Origin of the sequence: Burkholderia pyrrocinia (genome assembly GCF_022809715.1) — a bacterium.
GTDB classification, from domain to species: Bacteria; Pseudomonadota; Gammaproteobacteria; order Burkholderiales; family Burkholderiaceae; genus Burkholderia; species Burkholderia pyrrocinia_C.
The window spans coordinates 1,032,155-1,048,129 of the sequence record NZ_CP094459.1; the positions used below are offsets into that span (position 1 = coordinate 1,032,155).

Sequence of the window (15,975 nt, forward strand, 5' to 3'; positions counted from 1 at the left end):
GTCAGGCCGCAGCCTTGACCGGGCCCGACGCGGCATCCTTGCCGCCAGCGAGCCCGAAATCTTCGGGGAAATGGTCGAGCGCGGACAGCACCGGGTAGGGCGTCATCCCGCCCATCGCGCACAGCGAACCGGCCAGCATCGTGTCGCACAGGTCGCGCAGCAGCGTGACCTGCCGCTCCGACGTGTCGCCGTGGCGGATGTGCGCGATCGTCTCGACGCCGCGCGTCGAACCGATCCGGCACGGCGTGCACTTGCCGCACGATTCGATCGCACAGAACTTCATCGCATATTCGGCAAGCTCGGCGAGGTTCGACGTGTCGTCGTGCAGCACGATGCCGCCGTGGCCGACCACCGCACCGATCGCCGTGTACGCCTCGTAGTCGAGCGGCACATCCCACTGATGGTCGGGCAGGTAGGTGCCGAGCGGGCCGCCGACCTGTGCGGCGCGTGCGGGCCGGCCGCTTGCCGTGCCATCGCCGAAGTCGAACAGCAGCTCGCGCAGCGTGACCCCGAACGCGAGTTCGACGAGGCCGCCGTGACGGATGTTGCCGGCCAGCTGGAACGGCAGCGTGCCGCGCGAGCGGCCCATCCCGTAGTCGCGATAGAACGCGGCGCCGCGCGCGAAGATCACGGGTGCCGTCGCGAGCGTGATCACGTTGTTGATCACGGTCGGCTGGCCGAACAGGCCGGCGAGCGCGGGCAGCGGCGGCTTCGCGCGCACGACGCCGCGCTTGCCCTCGAGCGATTCGAGCAGCGCCGTTTCCTCGCCGCACACGTACGAGCCCGCGCCTTTCGCGACGTGCAGCTCGAATGCATGCGCGGAGCCGAGCACGTGTTCGCCGAGCCAGCCGGCCTCGCGCGCGCGGACGATCGCGGCTTCGAGCGTCGCGATCGCGTGCGGGTATTCGCTGCGCACGTAGATGTAGCCGACCGTCGCGCCCGTTGCGATGCCCGCGATGATCATCCCTTCGATCAGGCAGTACGGATCGCATTCCATCATCAGGCGGTCGGAGAACGTGCCCGAATCGCCTTCGTCCGCATTGCAGACGATGTACTTCTGCGTGGCGCTCGCGTGCCGGACCGTGCGCCACTTGATGCCGGCCGGGAACGCCGCGCCGCCGCGGCCGCGCAGCCCCGATTCGATCAGCATTTCGCACGCGGCATCGCCGTCGAGCGCGAGTGCGTTCTTCAGGCCGGCGAGGCCTTCATGCTGCAGGTAGTCGTCGATCGACAGCGGATCGGTCAGGCCGATGCGCGCGAACGTGAGGCGCTGCTGGCGCGCGAGATAGGGGTGCGCGTCGACGACGCCGACGCCGCTCGGATGCGCACCGCCTTCGAGCCAGTTGGCATCGAACAGGGCCGGCACGTCGGCGGCCGACAGGTTCGCATAACCGACGCGCCCTGCGGCCGTACCGACTTCGACGAGCGGCTCGAGCCACAGCAGCCCGCGCGAGCCGTTGCGGACCAGTTCGATCGCGACGCCGCGCCGTTCGGCTTCCGCGACGATCGCGGCGGCGAGCGCGTCGGCGCCGAGGGCCAGCGCGGACGAATCGCGGGGGACGTAGATGCGGGTCGTCATGCGGCCTCCGGCGTGTGGGCGAGAGCATCGGCCAGCAGCGCGTCGAATTTCTCCGGCGTGACCTTCGCATGCAGCACGCCGTTGACCGTCAGCGACGGCGACTGCGCGCACAGTCCGAGACAGTAGACCGATTCGAGCGCGACGGCGTCCGGCGCGTGCGCATTCGCGGCATCGCCGTGCGCTGCGTCGAACCGGCAGCCCGTGCGGGCTTCAGCGTGCGCGGCGAGCGTTTCGCAGCCCATGCTGCGGCACGCTTCGGCGCGGCACATCTGGATCGTCACGCGCGCGGGCGGCGCGGTGCGGAAGTGGTGATAGTAGGTCAGTACGCCGTGCACTTCCGCGCGCGACAGATTCAGCGCCCTGGCGAGCGGCGCGACGCAGCCCGGCGGCACGTAGCCCGCGTCGTCCTGGATCGCATGAAGGATCGCGACCAGCGACCGGCCGGCGCGCGCATGGCGCTCGACGAGCGCGTCGGGCGCATGGGAATTCGGGGACATCGGTTATGCTCCTCCAAAGTCTCATATGCGCTCACTATTCATATAGTGTGCATCGCGACTTCGTTCAGATTGATTTTCATCAACGATAAGCGGAAGATTTCGCAGTCGCAATAGGAAATCGGAGTACATAATTGGTTCGAATCGAATGCGACGCGTATCTGACCGTACGCGACACGGAAGGTCGCACGGCCAGCCTGTCGGACGTCGCGCCGTTGCTGGAACTCGTGGCCGACACGGGTAGCATCGCGCAGGCTGCCCAGGCAAAAGGGCTGTCGTACCGGCACGCGTGGGGCATGCTGCGCGCGCTGGAAGCGTGCATCGGCGCAGAGTTGATCGAAACCGCGCGGGGCAAGGGATCGACGCTGTCGGAGCTCGGGCAGGCGGTCGTCGACGCGCAGCGCCTCGCGCGCAGCCGGCTCGACGGGAACCTGCGCACGCTGGCGGCCGAGGTGGCCAGCGACCTGAACCGGCGGCTTGCGCAGCGCGACGGCGCCGTGCGTATCCACGCGTCGCACGGTTACGCGGTCGCGACGCTCGTGTCCGCGCTCGTCGATGCGCAGGCAGCCGTCGACATCAAGTATCGCGAGAGCGTCGAGGCCGTGCAGGCGCTCGCGCGCGGCGAATGCGACCTGGCCGGCTTCCATCTGCCGCGCGGCGCGTTTCGCGCTCAGTGCGCGCAGATCTACCGGCCGTGGCTCGACGACGCGCGCCACGTCCTGATTCACCTGACGCGCCGCCAGCAGGGGCTGTTCGTGCCGCGCGGCAACCCGAAGCAGGTCTGCGGGCTCGCGGACCTCGCGCGCAACGACATCCGCTTCGTCAACCGGCAGCCGGGGTCGGGTACGCGCATGCTGCTGGATCTCGCGCTGCGCGCGATCGGCATCGATCCCGAGCGCATCGACGGTTATGCGTCGGCCGAACTCACGCATTCTGCGATCGCCGCGTTCGTCGCGAGCGGGATGGCCGATCTCGGCTTCGGGGTCGAGCCGGCCGCCCGTCATTTCGGGCTCGATTTCATCCCGGTCGTCGACGAGGACTATTACTTCGCGTGCGAACGCGCGCGGCTCGACGCGCGGCCGCTCGACGGCGTGCTGGCGCTGCTGCGCGACGCGCGCTTCGTCGAGCGCGTCGCCCATCTCGACGGCTACGATCCGGCCGCATGCGGGACGCTGACGAGCATTGCGACGGGGCTGGCCGGCAGTGACGGTACGAGCGCGCCGGACGGCCATTCCCGGTGACGGGCACGCGGTCGGACTGCGCTGCAGGAGCGGGAGATTTGCGCTACGCTTGGCGCTTGATCAACGTTCCAACAAGCACGCCGTTCAGGCGTCATCCCGCCATGAAATTTTCCGTTTCCCTCGCCGCGGCAGCGTTGACCGCGGGGCTTCTGGTCGCTGCTTCGCCGTTCGCGCTTGCGCAGAATTCCCCGGGCGTGCCCGGCGGCATCCTGAGCGAACAGTTTCGCTTGAACGAGCATCCGCAGATGCCGTTCGCGGCGTCGGCGCCGTCGCAGAAATACCAGGGCAGCAAGAAATCGGCCTTGCGTCGCAAGGGCGACCTGGGCGACCCGAACGGCTGCAATCTGAAGTGCCCGATGGATACTCAGTAACACCTGGACAGGCGTGTTTGCACCGTCGTCGTGCGGTGTCGAATCGGCAGACGGGTGATGGGCACACGCATATCGGCTTGACCGTCTGACCGGCGCGACTGCACGAATCCCGTGCAATACCATTCGAGCCCCGCGAAGCGTTGTCGCTTCGCGGGGCTCGTGCTTTCAGGCGAGTCGTCATGCGACGCGATGTCGGGCGAAGCAGCGTTCGCGAATCGCCGGCCCGGCGAGTGATCTAGGGTTAACCCGTAAATCAGGAAGGATGTCTTCCTGAAACCTGCCTTATTCTTAAGCATCCGCCTACATAAACTTCAGTTTGTCGGCGCTGAACAAGGTGTTCACCGCGAAAACAGACAAATCTGGAGGTAGGTCATCATGAAGTCGCTCGTTCAAGCTGTTGTCGTTGCTGCCGCTCTCGTTGCCCCGGTCGTGTCGTTTGCCCAGTCGGGTTCGACGATCACCCGCGCGCAGGTCCGTGCCGAGCTGGTCCAGCTCCAGCAAGCCGGTTACAACTCCGCCCGCGGCGAAGATCCGCACTATCCGGAAGCGGTCCAGGCCGCAACGGCCCGTGTTGCGGAACAGCAGCGCAGCGCACTGGCGCAAGCGCAAGGCGCTGACGCCAGCGGGTACGGCGCGCAGGCACAGGGCGCATCGGCATCGGGTTCGCATGCCATGGGCGTGCGCCCGGCCAGCGCTGAAGAAATGAAGTCGCTGTATCGCGGCAGCTGAGTCTTGTATTGCCTGGTGTGCTCGAGCGCAGGGTGCGGCGGACACGTCGCGCCCTGCGCAGCGGCAACCGGGCTGGCCGCAGCCCGTTGCGACCGACGCTTGCGCGGGCGCGGCGGAATATCCGTCACCTCCTGTCGCCGGAATACCGGCGGCATTCCGCCCGGCCCGTCCGTGGCTGGGCGCTTTTTCGAAGGAGAGGGGACGCATGCGTTTCGCCGGCAACAAAAAACCCCGCAGACTTGCGTCATGCGGGGTTCGTGCGGCGAGCGCGGAATTTGGTGGAGGCGGCGGGAATCGAACCCGCGTCCAGAAGCGCTCCACGACTAGTTCTACATGTTTAGTTCAGTCATTTGATTTAACCGCAGCGACGCGGACGAACACGCTGCACTACGGCGATTCGCTAGGTTTTCGACCCTGGCGTCGCGACGCCGACAGGGCTTAACTGACGTAAATGACCTCTGGCGGTATTGCTACCGGTCTTGCGACACTAGCCCGTCAGTGAACTAGGCAGAGGACGGCGGCCGTTAGGCTGCCAGTGCGAACGTATCGTCGTTTGCAGTTACGATTTTCCCATTGATTAACGAGGTGACGGGTCCTCGACATGCCCTAGCCGCTTCACAACCCCTGTCGAAACCAGGTCGCCCCCGCGGATCAGATCGATCATTATAGCCCAACATCGCGCAGCAGTTCGCGCAGTTCCTGCGTCGTGTCGACGAGATGCTGGGCCTGCCAGTCGGCCGGCGCGGCGCCGTCGCCGCAGTAACCGTACGCGGCCGCGACCGTCGCCATGCCGGCCGCGCTGCCGGCCTGAATGTCGCGCAGATCGTCGCCGACATAGACGATGCGCGCCGGCGCGAGCGTCAGCTGGTCGGCCGCGTGCAGCAGCGGAGCAGGGTGCGGCTTCGAGTGCGGCGTTGTGTCGCCCCCGACGACGCAGGCCGCGCGCGGTGCAAGACCGAGCAGGTCGACGAGCGGCGCCGTGAGCCGCATCGCCTTGTTCGTGACGATGCCCCAGCGCACGCTGCGCGCATCGAGTTCGTCGAGCACGTCGCCGATGCCGGGGAACAGCGTCGTTTGCACGCAGATATCCGTCGCGTAGTTGGCCAGGAACTCGTCGCGCATCGCTTCGTAGCCGGGCGTGTGCGGATCGATGCCGAACGCGCCGCCGAGCAGGCCGCGCGCGCCGGCCGAGGCCAGCGGCCGCAGCACGTCGAGCGGCGTTTCGGCCAGGCCGCGCGCGCGCTGCATCTTGTTGACGGCGGCGGCGAGATCGGGCGCCGTGTCGGCAAGCGTGCCGTCGAGGTCGAACAGCACGGCAGCGCAGTGCAGCAGGCGCGGTTCGTCGAGTGCGGCCCGCGCGGTCGAAAGGGGAGTCGTCATGCCGGTCGGAGGGTCACGCGCCGCGGCGGCACGCGACGAGGTAGTTGATGTCGGTGTCGTTCGACAGCGCGAAGCGCTTGCCGATCGGGTGATACGTGATGCCCTTGATCTCCACGATGTGCAGATCCGTCGCGCGCACGAAGCCGGCCAGTTCCGACGGGCGGATGAAGCGCGCGTAGTCGTGCGTGCCCTTCGGCAGCATTTGCGCGATGTACTCTGCGCCGATCACCGCGAACAGGTAGGACTTCAGATTCCGGTTCAGCGTCGAGAAGAACACCCAGCCGCCCGGCTTCACGAGCGTCGCGCACGCGGCGACGATATCGCCGGGCGACGGCACGTGCTCGAGCATCTCCATGCACGTGACGACGTCGTAGGTGCCCGGCTCGCGCGCGGCGATCGCTTCGGCGGCGATCGCCTCGTAGTCGACCGCGATGCCGCTTTCGAGGCTGTGCAGGTCGGCGACGCCAAGCGCTTCGGTCGACAGGTCGATGCCTTTCACCTGGGCGCCAAGCCCGGCCATCGATTCGGACAGGATGCCGCCGCCGCAGCCGATGTCGAGTGCGCGCTTGCCGGCCAGGTGCGCATGTGCGTCGATCCAGCCGAGCCGGACCGGGTTCAGGTCGTGCAGCGGCTTGAATTCGGCATTCGGATCCCACCACCGATGGGCGAGGTCGCTGAATTTCTGGAGTTCGTGCGGATCGGCGTTGGTCATGGCGGCAAACGGGCTACGGAAGGAGGGCGGTGCTGCGGTTCGTCAGCCCCGAGTATATAAGCGGGCGGACGACGAGGCCAGCGAGCGCCCGGACGGGCGTCAATGAAAAAGCCCCGCCGGAGCGGGGCTTTGAAGCAGTCGAAAACCGCGGCTTACTGCGCCGGAACGGTCGTCTTCTGGACTTCTTGCGTACCAACCACTTCGACTTCCACGCGGCGGTCCGGTGCGAGGCAGGCGATCAGCTGCTTGCGGTTCTTCTGGTTGCAGCCAGTCGTAACCGGGTTGCGCTTGCCCTTGCCTTCCGTGTAGATCTTGTTGGCCGGCACACCCTTGCTGACCAGGTACGACTTCACGGCCTGCGCACGGCGCAGCGACAGACGGTCGTTGTACTTGTCCGAACCGATGCGGTCCGTGTAGCCCGTTGCGACGACCACTTCCGTGTTCATGCCCTGGATCTTCGAAGCCAGTTCGTCCAGCTTCTGCTTGCCCAGCGGCTTGAGCGTTGCCTTGTCGAAGTCGAACAGGGCGTCAGCTTGATACGTGATCTTCTGGCTCGTGATGGCCGGAGCGACCGGAGCGACCGGCGGCTGCGGTGCCTGGGCGACCAGTGCGCCATCGCACTTCGCGTTGGCGGTGGCCGGCGTCCAGAACGCATCGCGCCAGCAGAGCTCGTTCGTGCCGTTCATCCACACCCATTCGCCCGTGCCGTTCACCCAGTTGTCATTGACGGCTTGACGCGACGCCGGCACCGACTGTGCCGAAGCGGATGCAGCCATAACTGCGGTAGCTGCAATGAACGCGAGCTTTGAAAGTTTATTCATATTTCTCCTCTCGAAATTGAGATTACCGCAGGTTTACTGCGAGCCTGTTGACGGTGACAAGTCATACATTGCTCGAAGTATAACATTGGTGCGGCACAAAAAACGCGGCACCGCTCTGTGTAGACTTCGAGCAGCGTCTAACTTTCAGTGCGTTGGCATTTTGCCATATCGTTCCCTTCCTACGAAAAAAAATCCTCCCCACCCTAAGATCCCCTCAACTTTGTGGTGCATGCGCAACACCGGCCTGCCGCAACTTTTAGAGATTGTCAAGAGTGCGCCGGCGAAATTGCGCGGGTGCGGGCAACTGTTTACTCGTGCGCGTGAAACAAACCGGGTGGGATCGCCGGTAAACCGGGCGCGATCAACGGTGGCGTCGAGTCGCGTGCGGTTCCGGCCGGTCCGCCGCCGCCGCGATTTTCGCTATTTATATATAGAGGGGGAGGCGAATTTGCGGCTGATGGGCGCATGTTAGAATCTCGCGTTGCGTTGCGCATGCAGCGCCCACGCGAAAGGCGTTCGCCGTCTTCGCTCCGAAACGATACGGATACATGGATCAATTCGCCAAAGAGACCCTGCCCACCTCCCTAGAGGAGGAAATGCGCCGTTCGTATCTCGATTACGCGATGAGCGTGATCGTCGGACGTGCCCTCCCGGATGTCCGCGATGGCCTGAAGCCCGTGCACCGGCGCGTGTTGTTCGCGATGCACGAACTGAACAACGACTGGAACCGCGCGTACAAGAAGTCGGCGCGTATCGTCGGTGACGTGATCGGTAAGTACCACCCTCACGGCGACACCGCGGTCTACGACACGATCGTGCGGATGGCGCAGGACTTCTCGCTGCGCTACATGCTGATCGACGGGCAGGGCAACTTCGGCTCGATCGACGGCGACAATGCCGCGGCGATGCGTTACACCGAAATTCGCATGGCGAAGATCGGTCACGAGCTGCTCGCCGACATCGACAAGGAAACGGTCGATTTCGAGCCGAACTACGACGGCAACGAAATGCAGCCGTCGGTCCTGCCGTCGCGCATCCCGAACCTGCTGATCAATGGCTCGTCGGGCATCGCGGTCGGCATGGCGACCAACATCCCGCCGCACAACCTGAACGAAGTCGTCGACGCGTGCCAGCACCTGCTGAACACCCCGGAAGCGACGATCGACGAGCTGATCGAGATCATCCCGGCGCCGGACTTCCCGACCGCCGGCATCATCTACGGCGTCGCCGGCGTGCGCGACGGCTACCGCACGGGGCGCGGCCGCGTCGTGATGCGCGCGGCCACGCACTTCGAGGAGATCGACCGCGGCCAGCGGATGGCGATCATCGTCGACGAGCTGCCGTACCAGGTGAACAAGCGCTCGCTGCTCGAGCGGATCGCCGAGCTCGTCAACGAGAAGAAGCTCGAAGGCATCTCCGATATCCGCGACGAGTCCGACAAGAGCGGCATGCGTGTCGTGATCGAGCTCAAGCGCGGCGAAGTGCCCGAAGTGGTGCTGAACAACCTGTATAAGGCGACGCAGCTCCAGGACACGTTCGGCATGAACATGGTCGCGCTCGTCGACGGCCAGCCGAAGCTGCTGAACCTGAAGGAAATCCTGCAGTGCTTCCTGTCGCATCGACGCGAAGTGCTGACGCGCCGCACGATCTACGAACTGCGCAAGGCCCGTGAACGCGGCCACGTGCTCGAAGGTCTCGCGGTCGCGCTCGCGAACATCGACGAGTTCATCGCGATCATCAAGGCCGCGCCGACGCCGCCGATCGCGAAGCAGGAACTGATGGCGAAGCCGTGGGATTCGTCGCTCGTGCGCGAGATGCTGACGCGCGCCGAGAGCGAGAACGCGGCGGCCGGCGGCCGCTCCGCGTACCGCCCGGAAGGCCTGAACCCGGCGTTCGGCATGCAGGTCGACGGGCTGTACCGTCTGTCCGACACGCAGGCCCAGGAAATCCTGCAGATGCGCCTGCAGCGCCTGACCGGCCTCGAGCAGGACAAGATCATCGGCGAGTACCGCGAAGTGATGGCGCAGATCGCCGACCTGCTGGACATCCTCGCGCGCCCCGAGCGGATCACGACGATGATCGGCGAGGAACTCACGTCGGTGAAGGCCGAATTCGGCGATGCGCGCCGCTCGAAGATCGAGCTGAACGCGACCGAGCTGAACACCGAGGATCTGATCACGCCGCAGGACATGGTCGTCACGATGTCGCACGCGGGCTACGTGAAGTCGCAGCCGCTGTCCGAGTACCGCGCGCAGAAGCGCGGCGGTCGCGGCAAGCAGGCGACGCAGATGAAGGAAGACGACTGGATCGAGACGCTGTTCATCGCGAACACGCACGATTACATCCTGTGCTTCTCGAACCGCGGCCGCGTGTACTGGGTCAAGGTCTATGAGGTGCCGCAGGGCTCGCGCAACTCGCGCGGCCGCCCGATCGTCAACATGTTCCCGCTGCAGGAAGGCGAGAAGATCAACGTCGTGCTGCCGGTGAAGGAATTCTCGGCCGACAAGTTCATCTTCATGGCGACGTCGCTCGGCACCGTGAAGAAGACGCCGCTCGAAGCGTTCAGCCGCCCGATGAAGAAGGGCATCATCGCGGTCGGCCTCGACGACGGCGACTTCCTGATCGGTGCGTCGATCACCGACGGCGCGCACGACGTGATGCTGTTCTCCGACGCCGGCAAGGCCGTGCGCTTCGACGAGAACGACGTGCGTCCGATGGGGCGCGAGGCGCGCGGCGTGCGCGGCATGCAGCTCGAGGACGGGCAGCAGGTCATCGCGATGCTGGTTGCGGGCAGCGAGGAGCAGACCGTGCTCACCGCGACCGAGAACGGCTACGGCAAGCGCACGCCGATCACCGAGTACACGCGTCACGGTCGCGGTACGAAGGGTATGATCGCGATCCAGACGTCCGAGCGCAACGGCAAGGTCGTGGCCGCGACGCTCGTCGACGCCGAGGATCAGATCATGCTGATCACGACGGCCGGCGTGTTGATTCGCACCCGTGTTTCCGAGATTCGCGAGATGGGGCGCGCCACGCAAGGTGTTACACTCATCAGTCTCGATGAGGGTACCAAGCTCTCCGGCCTGCAGCAGATTGCGGAGGCCGAGGAGGGCGATGGCGAGGCCGACGAGGCGTCGGACGGCGAAGCCTGAAGAACGGATGAGACTCTGGCCGCCGCGGGCGTGAAGCGCCGCGGCCGGCGAGCAACCATTCATATTTCCAAAAGGGAGTGATGATGCAAAAGCAATTCAAGCAACTGGTCCTGCTGGCTGCACTGGTGCCGACGTTCGCGATGGCGCAAGCGCTGTCGAATTCCGCACCGGCGCCCGCCGCGGCAGCTGCGCCGATCGACGCCGACAAGAAGGCAGCGATCAAGGATCTGCTCGACGCGATCGACGCGCCGAAGCTCGTGTCGGCAATCGGCAACAGCGCCGAAATGCAGGCCAAGCAGCTCGTGCCGGCGATCCTGTCGGACGCGCTGTCGGAAAACAAGACGCTGAACGACAAGCAGAAGCAGGCTGCCGTTCCGACGCTGCAGAAGAACGCGGTGCCGAAGCTGGTCGACGGCGCGGGCAAGGTGTTCGGCACGCAGCAGTTCCAGAACGACGCAATGTCGGCTCAGTACGACGCATACGCGAAGTACTACAGCACGTCGGAGATCAAGGATCTGACGACGTTCTACAAGAGCCCGACGGGCCGCAAGTTCATCCAGGTTCAGGATCAGGTCGGTCGCGACGTGGTCAACGGTCTGATGCAGAAGTACATGCCGCAAGCGATCCAGGCAACGCGCACGCAGGCTGACAAGGAAGTCGCAGCAGTCAAGCCGGGCAAGTAAGCCGTCCGGGCACGCCCCCCCGGCCGTTCGGCCGGGTTTGGCGGGAGCCTGACGACAGTGCGATAATGGCCGTTTGCGCGCGAGCGCAAGCGGCCATTCTTTTTCTGGCGCGGCTCATTTGCAACTGACATGCGGCGGCAAGCCGCCGGTCGCGTCCCTCCCGAGGTTTTCACGATGCGCGTCTTTAATTTCTCCGCCGGTCCTGCGGCGATGCCCGAGGAAGTGCTGCGGCAGGCCGCCGACGAAATGCTCGACTGGCACGGCAGCGGCATGAGCGTGATGGAGATGAGCCATCGCGGCAAGGAATTCATGTCGATTCACGAGGCCGCGCTGACCGACCTGCGCGACCTGCTCGGCGTGCCGGCAAGCCACCGGATCCTGTTCCTGCAGGGCGGCGGCATCGCGGAAAACGCGATCGTGCCGATGAACCTGCTCGGGTCGCGCAACACCGCCGACTTCGTCGTGACGGGCTCGTGGTCGCAGAAATCGTTCGGCGAGGCGAAGAAGTTCTGCACGCCGCATCTCGCCGCAACCGGCAAGACGGAAGACGGCTTCACGCGCGCGCCGGCGCGCGCCGAATGGCAACTGTCGGACGATCCGGCCTACGTGCATCTGTGCACCAACGAGACGATCGACGGCGTCGAGACGTTCGAGATTCCCGATCTCGGCGACGTGCCGCTGGTCGCGGATGTCTCGTCGCACATCCTGTCGCGCCCGATGGACGTCGCGAAATACGGCGTGCTGTTCGGCGGTGCGCAGAAGAATATCGGGATGGCCGGCGTGACGGTCGTGATCGTGCGCGAGGATCTGCTCGATCGCGCGCTGTCGATCTGCCCGTCCGCGTTCGAATGGAAGACTGTCGCCGAGAACAACTCGCTGTACAACACGCCGCCCACCTATGCGATCTACATCGCGGGTCTCGTGTTCCAGTGGCTGAAGCGGCAGGGTGGCCTCGAAGCGATCGAGGCCCGCAATATCGAAAAATCGAAGCTGCTCTACGACACGATCGATGCGAGCGGCTTCTATCTGAACAAGGTCGAGCCGGCAGCGCGTTCGCGGATGAACGTGCCGTTTTTCCTGGCCGACGAAACGCGCAACGAAGACTTCCTTGCCGGCGCAAAGGCGCGCGGGCTGCTGCAGCTGAAGGGCCACAAGTCCGTCGGCGGCATGCGGGCGTCGATCTACAACGCGGTGCCGCTCGAGGGCGTGAAGGCGCTCGTCGAGTACATGAAGGACTTCGAGCAGCGCGGCGCCTGACGGCGGCGCTGCTCAAACAGCACGGCAAAACGCATGGACGACGAACTGAATTCCCGCCTGAAACCGCTGCGTGATCGCATCGACGCGATCGACGCGCAGCTGATTGCGCTCCTGAACCAGCGCGCCGCGGTGGCGCTGGAGGTGGGCGAGGTCAAGAAGCATTTCAACGCGCCGGTGTTCCGGCCGGAGCGCGAGCTGCAGGTGATCGCGCGGCTGCAGGACATGAGCGCGGGGCCGCTCGAGAGCGAGCACATCAGCGCAATCTGGCGCGAGATCATGGCGGCGAGCCGCGCGCTCGAGCAGACGATCCACGTCGCGTTCCTCGGGCCGGTCGGCACGTATAGCGAACAGGCGATGTTCGAGTATTTCGGCCAGTCGATCGAAGGGCTGCCGTGCCCGTCGATCGACGAGGTGTTCCGTTCGGTCGAGGCTGGTGCGTCCGCGTTCGGCGTCGCGCCGGTCGAGAATTCGACCGAAGGGGCCGTGTCGCGCACGCTCGACCTGCTGCTGCAGACGCAACTGCTGATCAGCGGCGAGCTCGCGCTGCCCATCCACCACAACCTGCTCACGCAGAGCGGCACGCTCGACGGCGTGAAGCGCGTCTGCGCGCATGCGCAGGCGCTCGCGCAATGCCAGCAGTGGCTCGCCGCGAATGCGCCGCAGCTCGAGCGGCAGGCCGTGGCGAGCAACGCGGAGGCCGCGCGCCTCGCGGCAGCCGATCCGACCGTCGCGGCGATCGCGGGCGACCGCGCGGCCGCGCATTACGGCTTGCAGATCGCGTTCTCGCAGATCCAGGACGACCCGCACAACCGTACGCGCTTCGTGATCGTCGGCAAGCAGCCGGCCGGGCAAAGCGGTCATGACCAGACGTCGCTGATCGTGTCGGTGAAGAACGAGCCGGGCGCCGTGTTCAAGCTGCTCGAACCGCTCGCGCGGCACGGTGTGTCGATGACGCGCTTCGAGTCGCGTCCGGCACGCGTCGGCACGTGGGAGTACTACTTCTACATCGACATCGAAGGGCACCGCGACGATGCGTCGGTCGCGGCCGCGCTTGCGGAACTTGGCCAGAAGGCTGCGTTCCTGAAGATACTCGGTTCGTATCCGCGCGCACGCTGACGCGCGGCGGTCCGGCGCCTGCTCGCGCAGGCGCGGCGGCCAGGCGGGCAGGGCAGGCCGATCGGCGCTGCCGAAGGCGGGTTCGGGCGGCATCCGGTGCAGGTCGCGCCGGGTGCGGGCCCGTTGCCCGGAATCTGGAATTCCGTGTGCGGGGCGTCGTTCCGCACGCGTAACTTGGCTCTTGTCGTGTCAGGCTTTGCATTCAACAAACTGGTCATTTTCGGTGTCGGCCTGATCGGCGGATCGCTGGCCCGCGCGCTGCGCGAGCGCGCGCCGGGCGGCGCGGGCGAGATCGTCGGCGTGGGCCGTTCGCGCGCATCGGTCGAGCGTGCGCTGTCGCTCGGCGTGATCGACCGCGCGGCGGCGCTCGACGACGACGCGCAGTTGCGCGACGCACTGGCGGGCGCCGATCTCGTGCTGCTGGCCGCACCCGTCGCGCAGACGGGCCCGTTGCTCGCGCGCATCGCGCCGTGGCTCGCCGATGCGACGATCGTCACCGATGCGGGCAGCACCAAATCCGACGTCGTCGCCGCCGCGCGCGAAGCGCTCGGCGCGCGGATCGCGCAGTTCGTGCCGGGGCATCCGATTGCCGGCCGCGAGTCGAGCGGCGTCGAGGCCGCGTTGCCGGACCTGTACGTCGGCCGCAACGTCGTGCTGTGCCCGCTGCCGGAGAACGCGCCCGAATCGGTCGCGCGGATCGACGCGATGTGGCGCGCGACCGGCGCCGACGTGCGCACGATGAGCACCGGGCAGCACGACCGCGTGTTTGCGTCGATCAGCCATCTGCCGCACGTGCTGTCGTTTGCGCTCGTCGAACAGATCCTCGGCGAGACGGACGCGGAACTCAAATTCTCGTACGCGGCGGGCGGCTTCCGCGATTTCACGCGCATCGCGGCGTCGAGCCCGGAGATGTGGCGCGACGTGTGCGTCGCGAACCGCGCGGCGCTGCTCGACGAACTCGACGGCTACACGCGCGTGCTCGCGCGGCTGCGCGAGGCAATCGACGCCGGCGACGGCGCGGCGCTCGAAGCCGTGTTCACGCGCTCGCGCGCCGCACGCAAGGCATGGCAGGAGCGTGGCGGCACGCCCGCTGCCGAACCGGTCAAGAAATAACAGGACGATTCCCATGGACTATCTCGATCTCGGCCCGTACTCCAGCGCATCGGGCACCGTGCGCCTGCCCGGCTCGAAGAGCATCTCGAACCGCGTGCTGCTGCTCGCGGCGCTTGCCGAAGGCGAAACGACGATCACCAACCTGCTCGACTCCGACGATACGCGCGTGATGCTCGATGCACTCGGCAAGCTCGGCGTGAAGCTCACGCGCGACGGCGACACCTGCGTCGTCACGGGCACGCGCGGCGCGTTCACCGCGAAGACGGCCGACCTGTTCCTCGGCAACGCGGGCACGGCCGTGCGGCCGCTGACCGCGGCGCTCGCGGTGAACGGCGGCGACTATCGCGTGCACGGCGTGCCGCGCATGCACGAGCGGCCGATCGGCGATCTCGTCGACGGCCTGCGGCAGATCGGCGCGCGGATCGATTACGAACTGAACGAAGGCTACCCGCCGCTGCGGATCAGGCCCGCGACGATCTCGGTCGATGCGCCGATCCGCGTGCGCGGCGACGTGTCGAGCCAGTTCCTCACGGCGCTGCTGATGACGCTGCCGCTCGTGAAGGCGAAGGACGGCAAGATCGTCGTCGAGGTCGACGGCGAACTGATCTCGAAGCCGTACATCGACATCACGATCCGGCTGATGGAGCGTTTCGGCGTGGTCGTCGAGCGTGACGGCTGGCAGCGCTTCGTCGTGCCGGCCGGCGTCCGCTACCGCTCGCCGGGGCGGATCATGGTCGAGGGCGATGCGTCGTCCGCATCGTACTTCCTCGCGGCCGGCGCGCTTGGCGGCGGCCCGCTGCGCGTCGAGGGCGTGGGGCGGGCGAGCATCCAGGGCGACGTCGGCTTCGCGAACGCGCTGATGCAGATGGGCGCGAACGTGACGATGGGCGACGACTGGATCGATGTGCGAGGCATCGGTCACGACCACGGCAAGCTCGAGCCGATCGACATGGATTTCAACCTGATCCCCGATGCGGCGATGACCATCGCGGTTGCGGCGCTGTTCGCGAGCGGCACGAGCACGCTGCGCAACATCGCGAGCTGGCGCGTGAAGGAGACCGACCGCATCGCCGCGATGGCGACCGAACTGCGCAAGGTCGGCGCGATCGTCGAGGAAGGTCCCGACTATCTCGTTGTCACGCCGCCGGAAAAGCTCACGCCGAACGCGGCGATCGACACGTACGACGATCACCGGATGGCGATGTGCTTCTCGCTCGTCAGCCTGGGCGGCGTGCCCGTGCGGATCAACGATCCGAAGTGCGTCGGCAAGACGTTCCCCGACTATTTCGACCGCTTCGCTGCGCTCGCCAAAGCCTGACCCGACTGT

At 66.3% G+C, this 15,975-nt stretch carries 14 protein-coding genes and 1 other RNA gene; 9 read left to right on the forward strand and 6 right to left on the reverse strand.

Features of this window, described 5'->3' with window-relative positions:
* Nucleotide 1: 1 nt before the first annotated feature.
* Nucleotides 2-1,579, reverse strand: a complete 1,578-nt coding sequence (locus tag MRS60_RS04835; RefSeq protein WP_243565303.1) for a formate dehydrogenase beta subunit — start codon at nucleotides 1,577-1,579, stop codon at nucleotides 2-4.
* Nucleotides 1,576-2,076 carry an NAD(P)H-dependent oxidoreductase subunit E gene (locus MRS60_RS04840; protein WP_175748813.1) on the reverse strand — a complete coding sequence of 167 codons (501 nt, stop codon included), beginning with the start codon at nucleotides 2,074-2,076 and terminating at the stop codon, nucleotides 1,576-1,578. Before MRS60_RS04840 ends, MRS60_RS04835 begins: the two co-directional genes overlap by 4 nt.
* Nucleotides 2,077-2,207: 131 nt before the next feature.
* Here MRS60_RS04840 and MRS60_RS04845 point away from each other — a divergent pair, with 131 nt between their 5' ends.
* From MRS60_RS04845 to MRS60_RS04855, 3 genes are all read left to right on the forward strand, one after another.
* Nucleotides 2,208-3,314, forward strand: a complete 1,107-nt coding sequence (locus MRS60_RS04845) for a substrate-binding domain-containing protein (protein ID WP_243565304.1) — start codon at nucleotides 2,208-2,210, stop codon at nucleotides 3,312-3,314.
* 101 nt (nucleotides 3,315-3,415) lie between these two features.
* The gene (locus tag MRS60_RS04850) at nucleotides 3,416-3,685 is read left to right on the forward strand and encodes a hypothetical protein (RefSeq protein ID WP_034183019.1); all 270 of its coding nucleotides are present in this window, start codon (nucleotides 3,416-3,418) and stop codon (nucleotides 3,683-3,685) included.
* 375 nt (nucleotides 3,686-4,060) lie between these two features.
* Nucleotides 4,061-4,414 (forward strand): DUF4148 domain-containing protein, encoded by a 354-nt coding sequence (locus MRS60_RS04855; RefSeq protein ID WP_034183020.1) that lies wholly within the window; start codon nucleotides 4,061-4,063, stop codon nucleotides 4,412-4,414.
* A 276-nt stretch (nucleotides 4,415-4,690) separates the two neighbouring features.
* Here the strand turns inward: MRS60_RS04855 and ssrA are convergent.
* The 4 genes from ssrA to ompA form a co-directional block, all read right to left on the reverse strand.
* Nucleotides 4,691-5,060, reverse strand: a transfer-messenger RNA (tmRNA) gene (gene ssrA / locus MRS60_RS04860).
* 17 nt (nucleotides 5,061-5,077) lie between these two features.
* A complete protein-coding gene (gene gph / locus MRS60_RS04865; protein WP_034183030.1) occupies nucleotides 5,078-5,794 on the reverse strand; it encodes a phosphoglycolate phosphatase in 717 nt (238 codons plus the stop codon).
* A gap of 13 nt (nucleotides 5,795-5,807) precedes the next feature.
* Complete coding sequence (gene ubiG, locus MRS60_RS04870) at nucleotides 5,808-6,506, reverse strand: bifunctional 2-polyprenyl-6-hydroxyphenol methylase/3-demethylubiquinol 3-O-methyltransferase UbiG (protein ID WP_243565305.1); 699 nt, start codon at nucleotides 6,504-6,506, stop codon at nucleotides 5,808-5,810.
* A gap of 152 nt (nucleotides 6,507-6,658) precedes the next feature.
* Nucleotides 6,659-7,327, reverse strand: coding sequence for an outer membrane protein OmpA (ompA, locus tag MRS60_RS04875; RefSeq protein ID WP_006400736.1), 669 nt, complete (start codon nucleotides 7,325-7,327; stop codon nucleotides 6,659-6,661).
* Between the two features lie 548 nt (nucleotides 7,328-7,875).
* Between ompA and gyrA the strand changes: the two genes are divergently transcribed.
* The 6 genes from gyrA to aroA all read left to right on the forward strand — a co-directional run bounded on the left by gyrA (nucleotide 7,876) and on the right by aroA (nucleotide 15,966).
* The gene (gene gyrA / locus MRS60_RS04880; RefSeq protein WP_034183032.1) at nucleotides 7,876-10,479 is read left to right on the forward strand and encodes a DNA gyrase subunit A; all 2,604 of its coding nucleotides are present in this window, start codon (nucleotides 7,876-7,878) and stop codon (nucleotides 10,477-10,479) included.
* An 83-nt stretch (nucleotides 10,480-10,562) separates the two neighbouring features.
* Complete coding sequence (locus tag MRS60_RS04885; RefSeq protein WP_021157463.1) at nucleotides 10,563-11,162, forward strand: DUF2059 domain-containing protein; 600 nt, start codon at nucleotides 10,563-10,565, stop codon at nucleotides 11,160-11,162.
* 174 nt (nucleotides 11,163-11,336) lie between these two features.
* The gene (gene serC, locus MRS60_RS04890) at nucleotides 11,337-12,419 is read left to right on the forward strand and encodes a 3-phosphoserine/phosphohydroxythreonine transaminase (RefSeq protein ID WP_034183033.1); all 1,083 of its coding nucleotides are present in this window, start codon (nucleotides 11,337-11,339) and stop codon (nucleotides 12,417-12,419) included.
* A 33-nt stretch (nucleotides 12,420-12,452) separates the two neighbouring features.
* Nucleotides 12,453-13,535: a prephenate dehydratase gene (pheA, locus tag MRS60_RS04895; RefSeq protein WP_034183034.1), complete on the forward strand. Its 1,083-nt coding sequence runs from the start codon at nucleotides 12,453-12,455 to the stop codon at nucleotides 13,533-13,535.
* A 186-nt stretch (nucleotides 13,536-13,721) separates the two neighbouring features.
* On the forward strand, nucleotides 13,722-14,648 hold the full coding sequence (locus tag MRS60_RS04900) for a prephenate dehydrogenase (RefSeq protein ID WP_111017576.1): 927 nt from the start codon (nucleotides 13,722-13,724) through the stop codon (nucleotides 14,646-14,648).
* A gap of 13 nt (nucleotides 14,649-14,661) precedes the next feature.
* Nucleotides 14,662-15,966 (forward strand): 3-phosphoshikimate 1-carboxyvinyltransferase, encoded by a 1,305-nt coding sequence (gene aroA / locus MRS60_RS04905; RefSeq protein ID WP_243565306.1) that lies wholly within the window; start codon nucleotides 14,662-14,664, stop codon nucleotides 15,964-15,966.
* The last annotated feature ends 9 nt before the right edge of the window (nucleotides 15,967-15,975 follow it).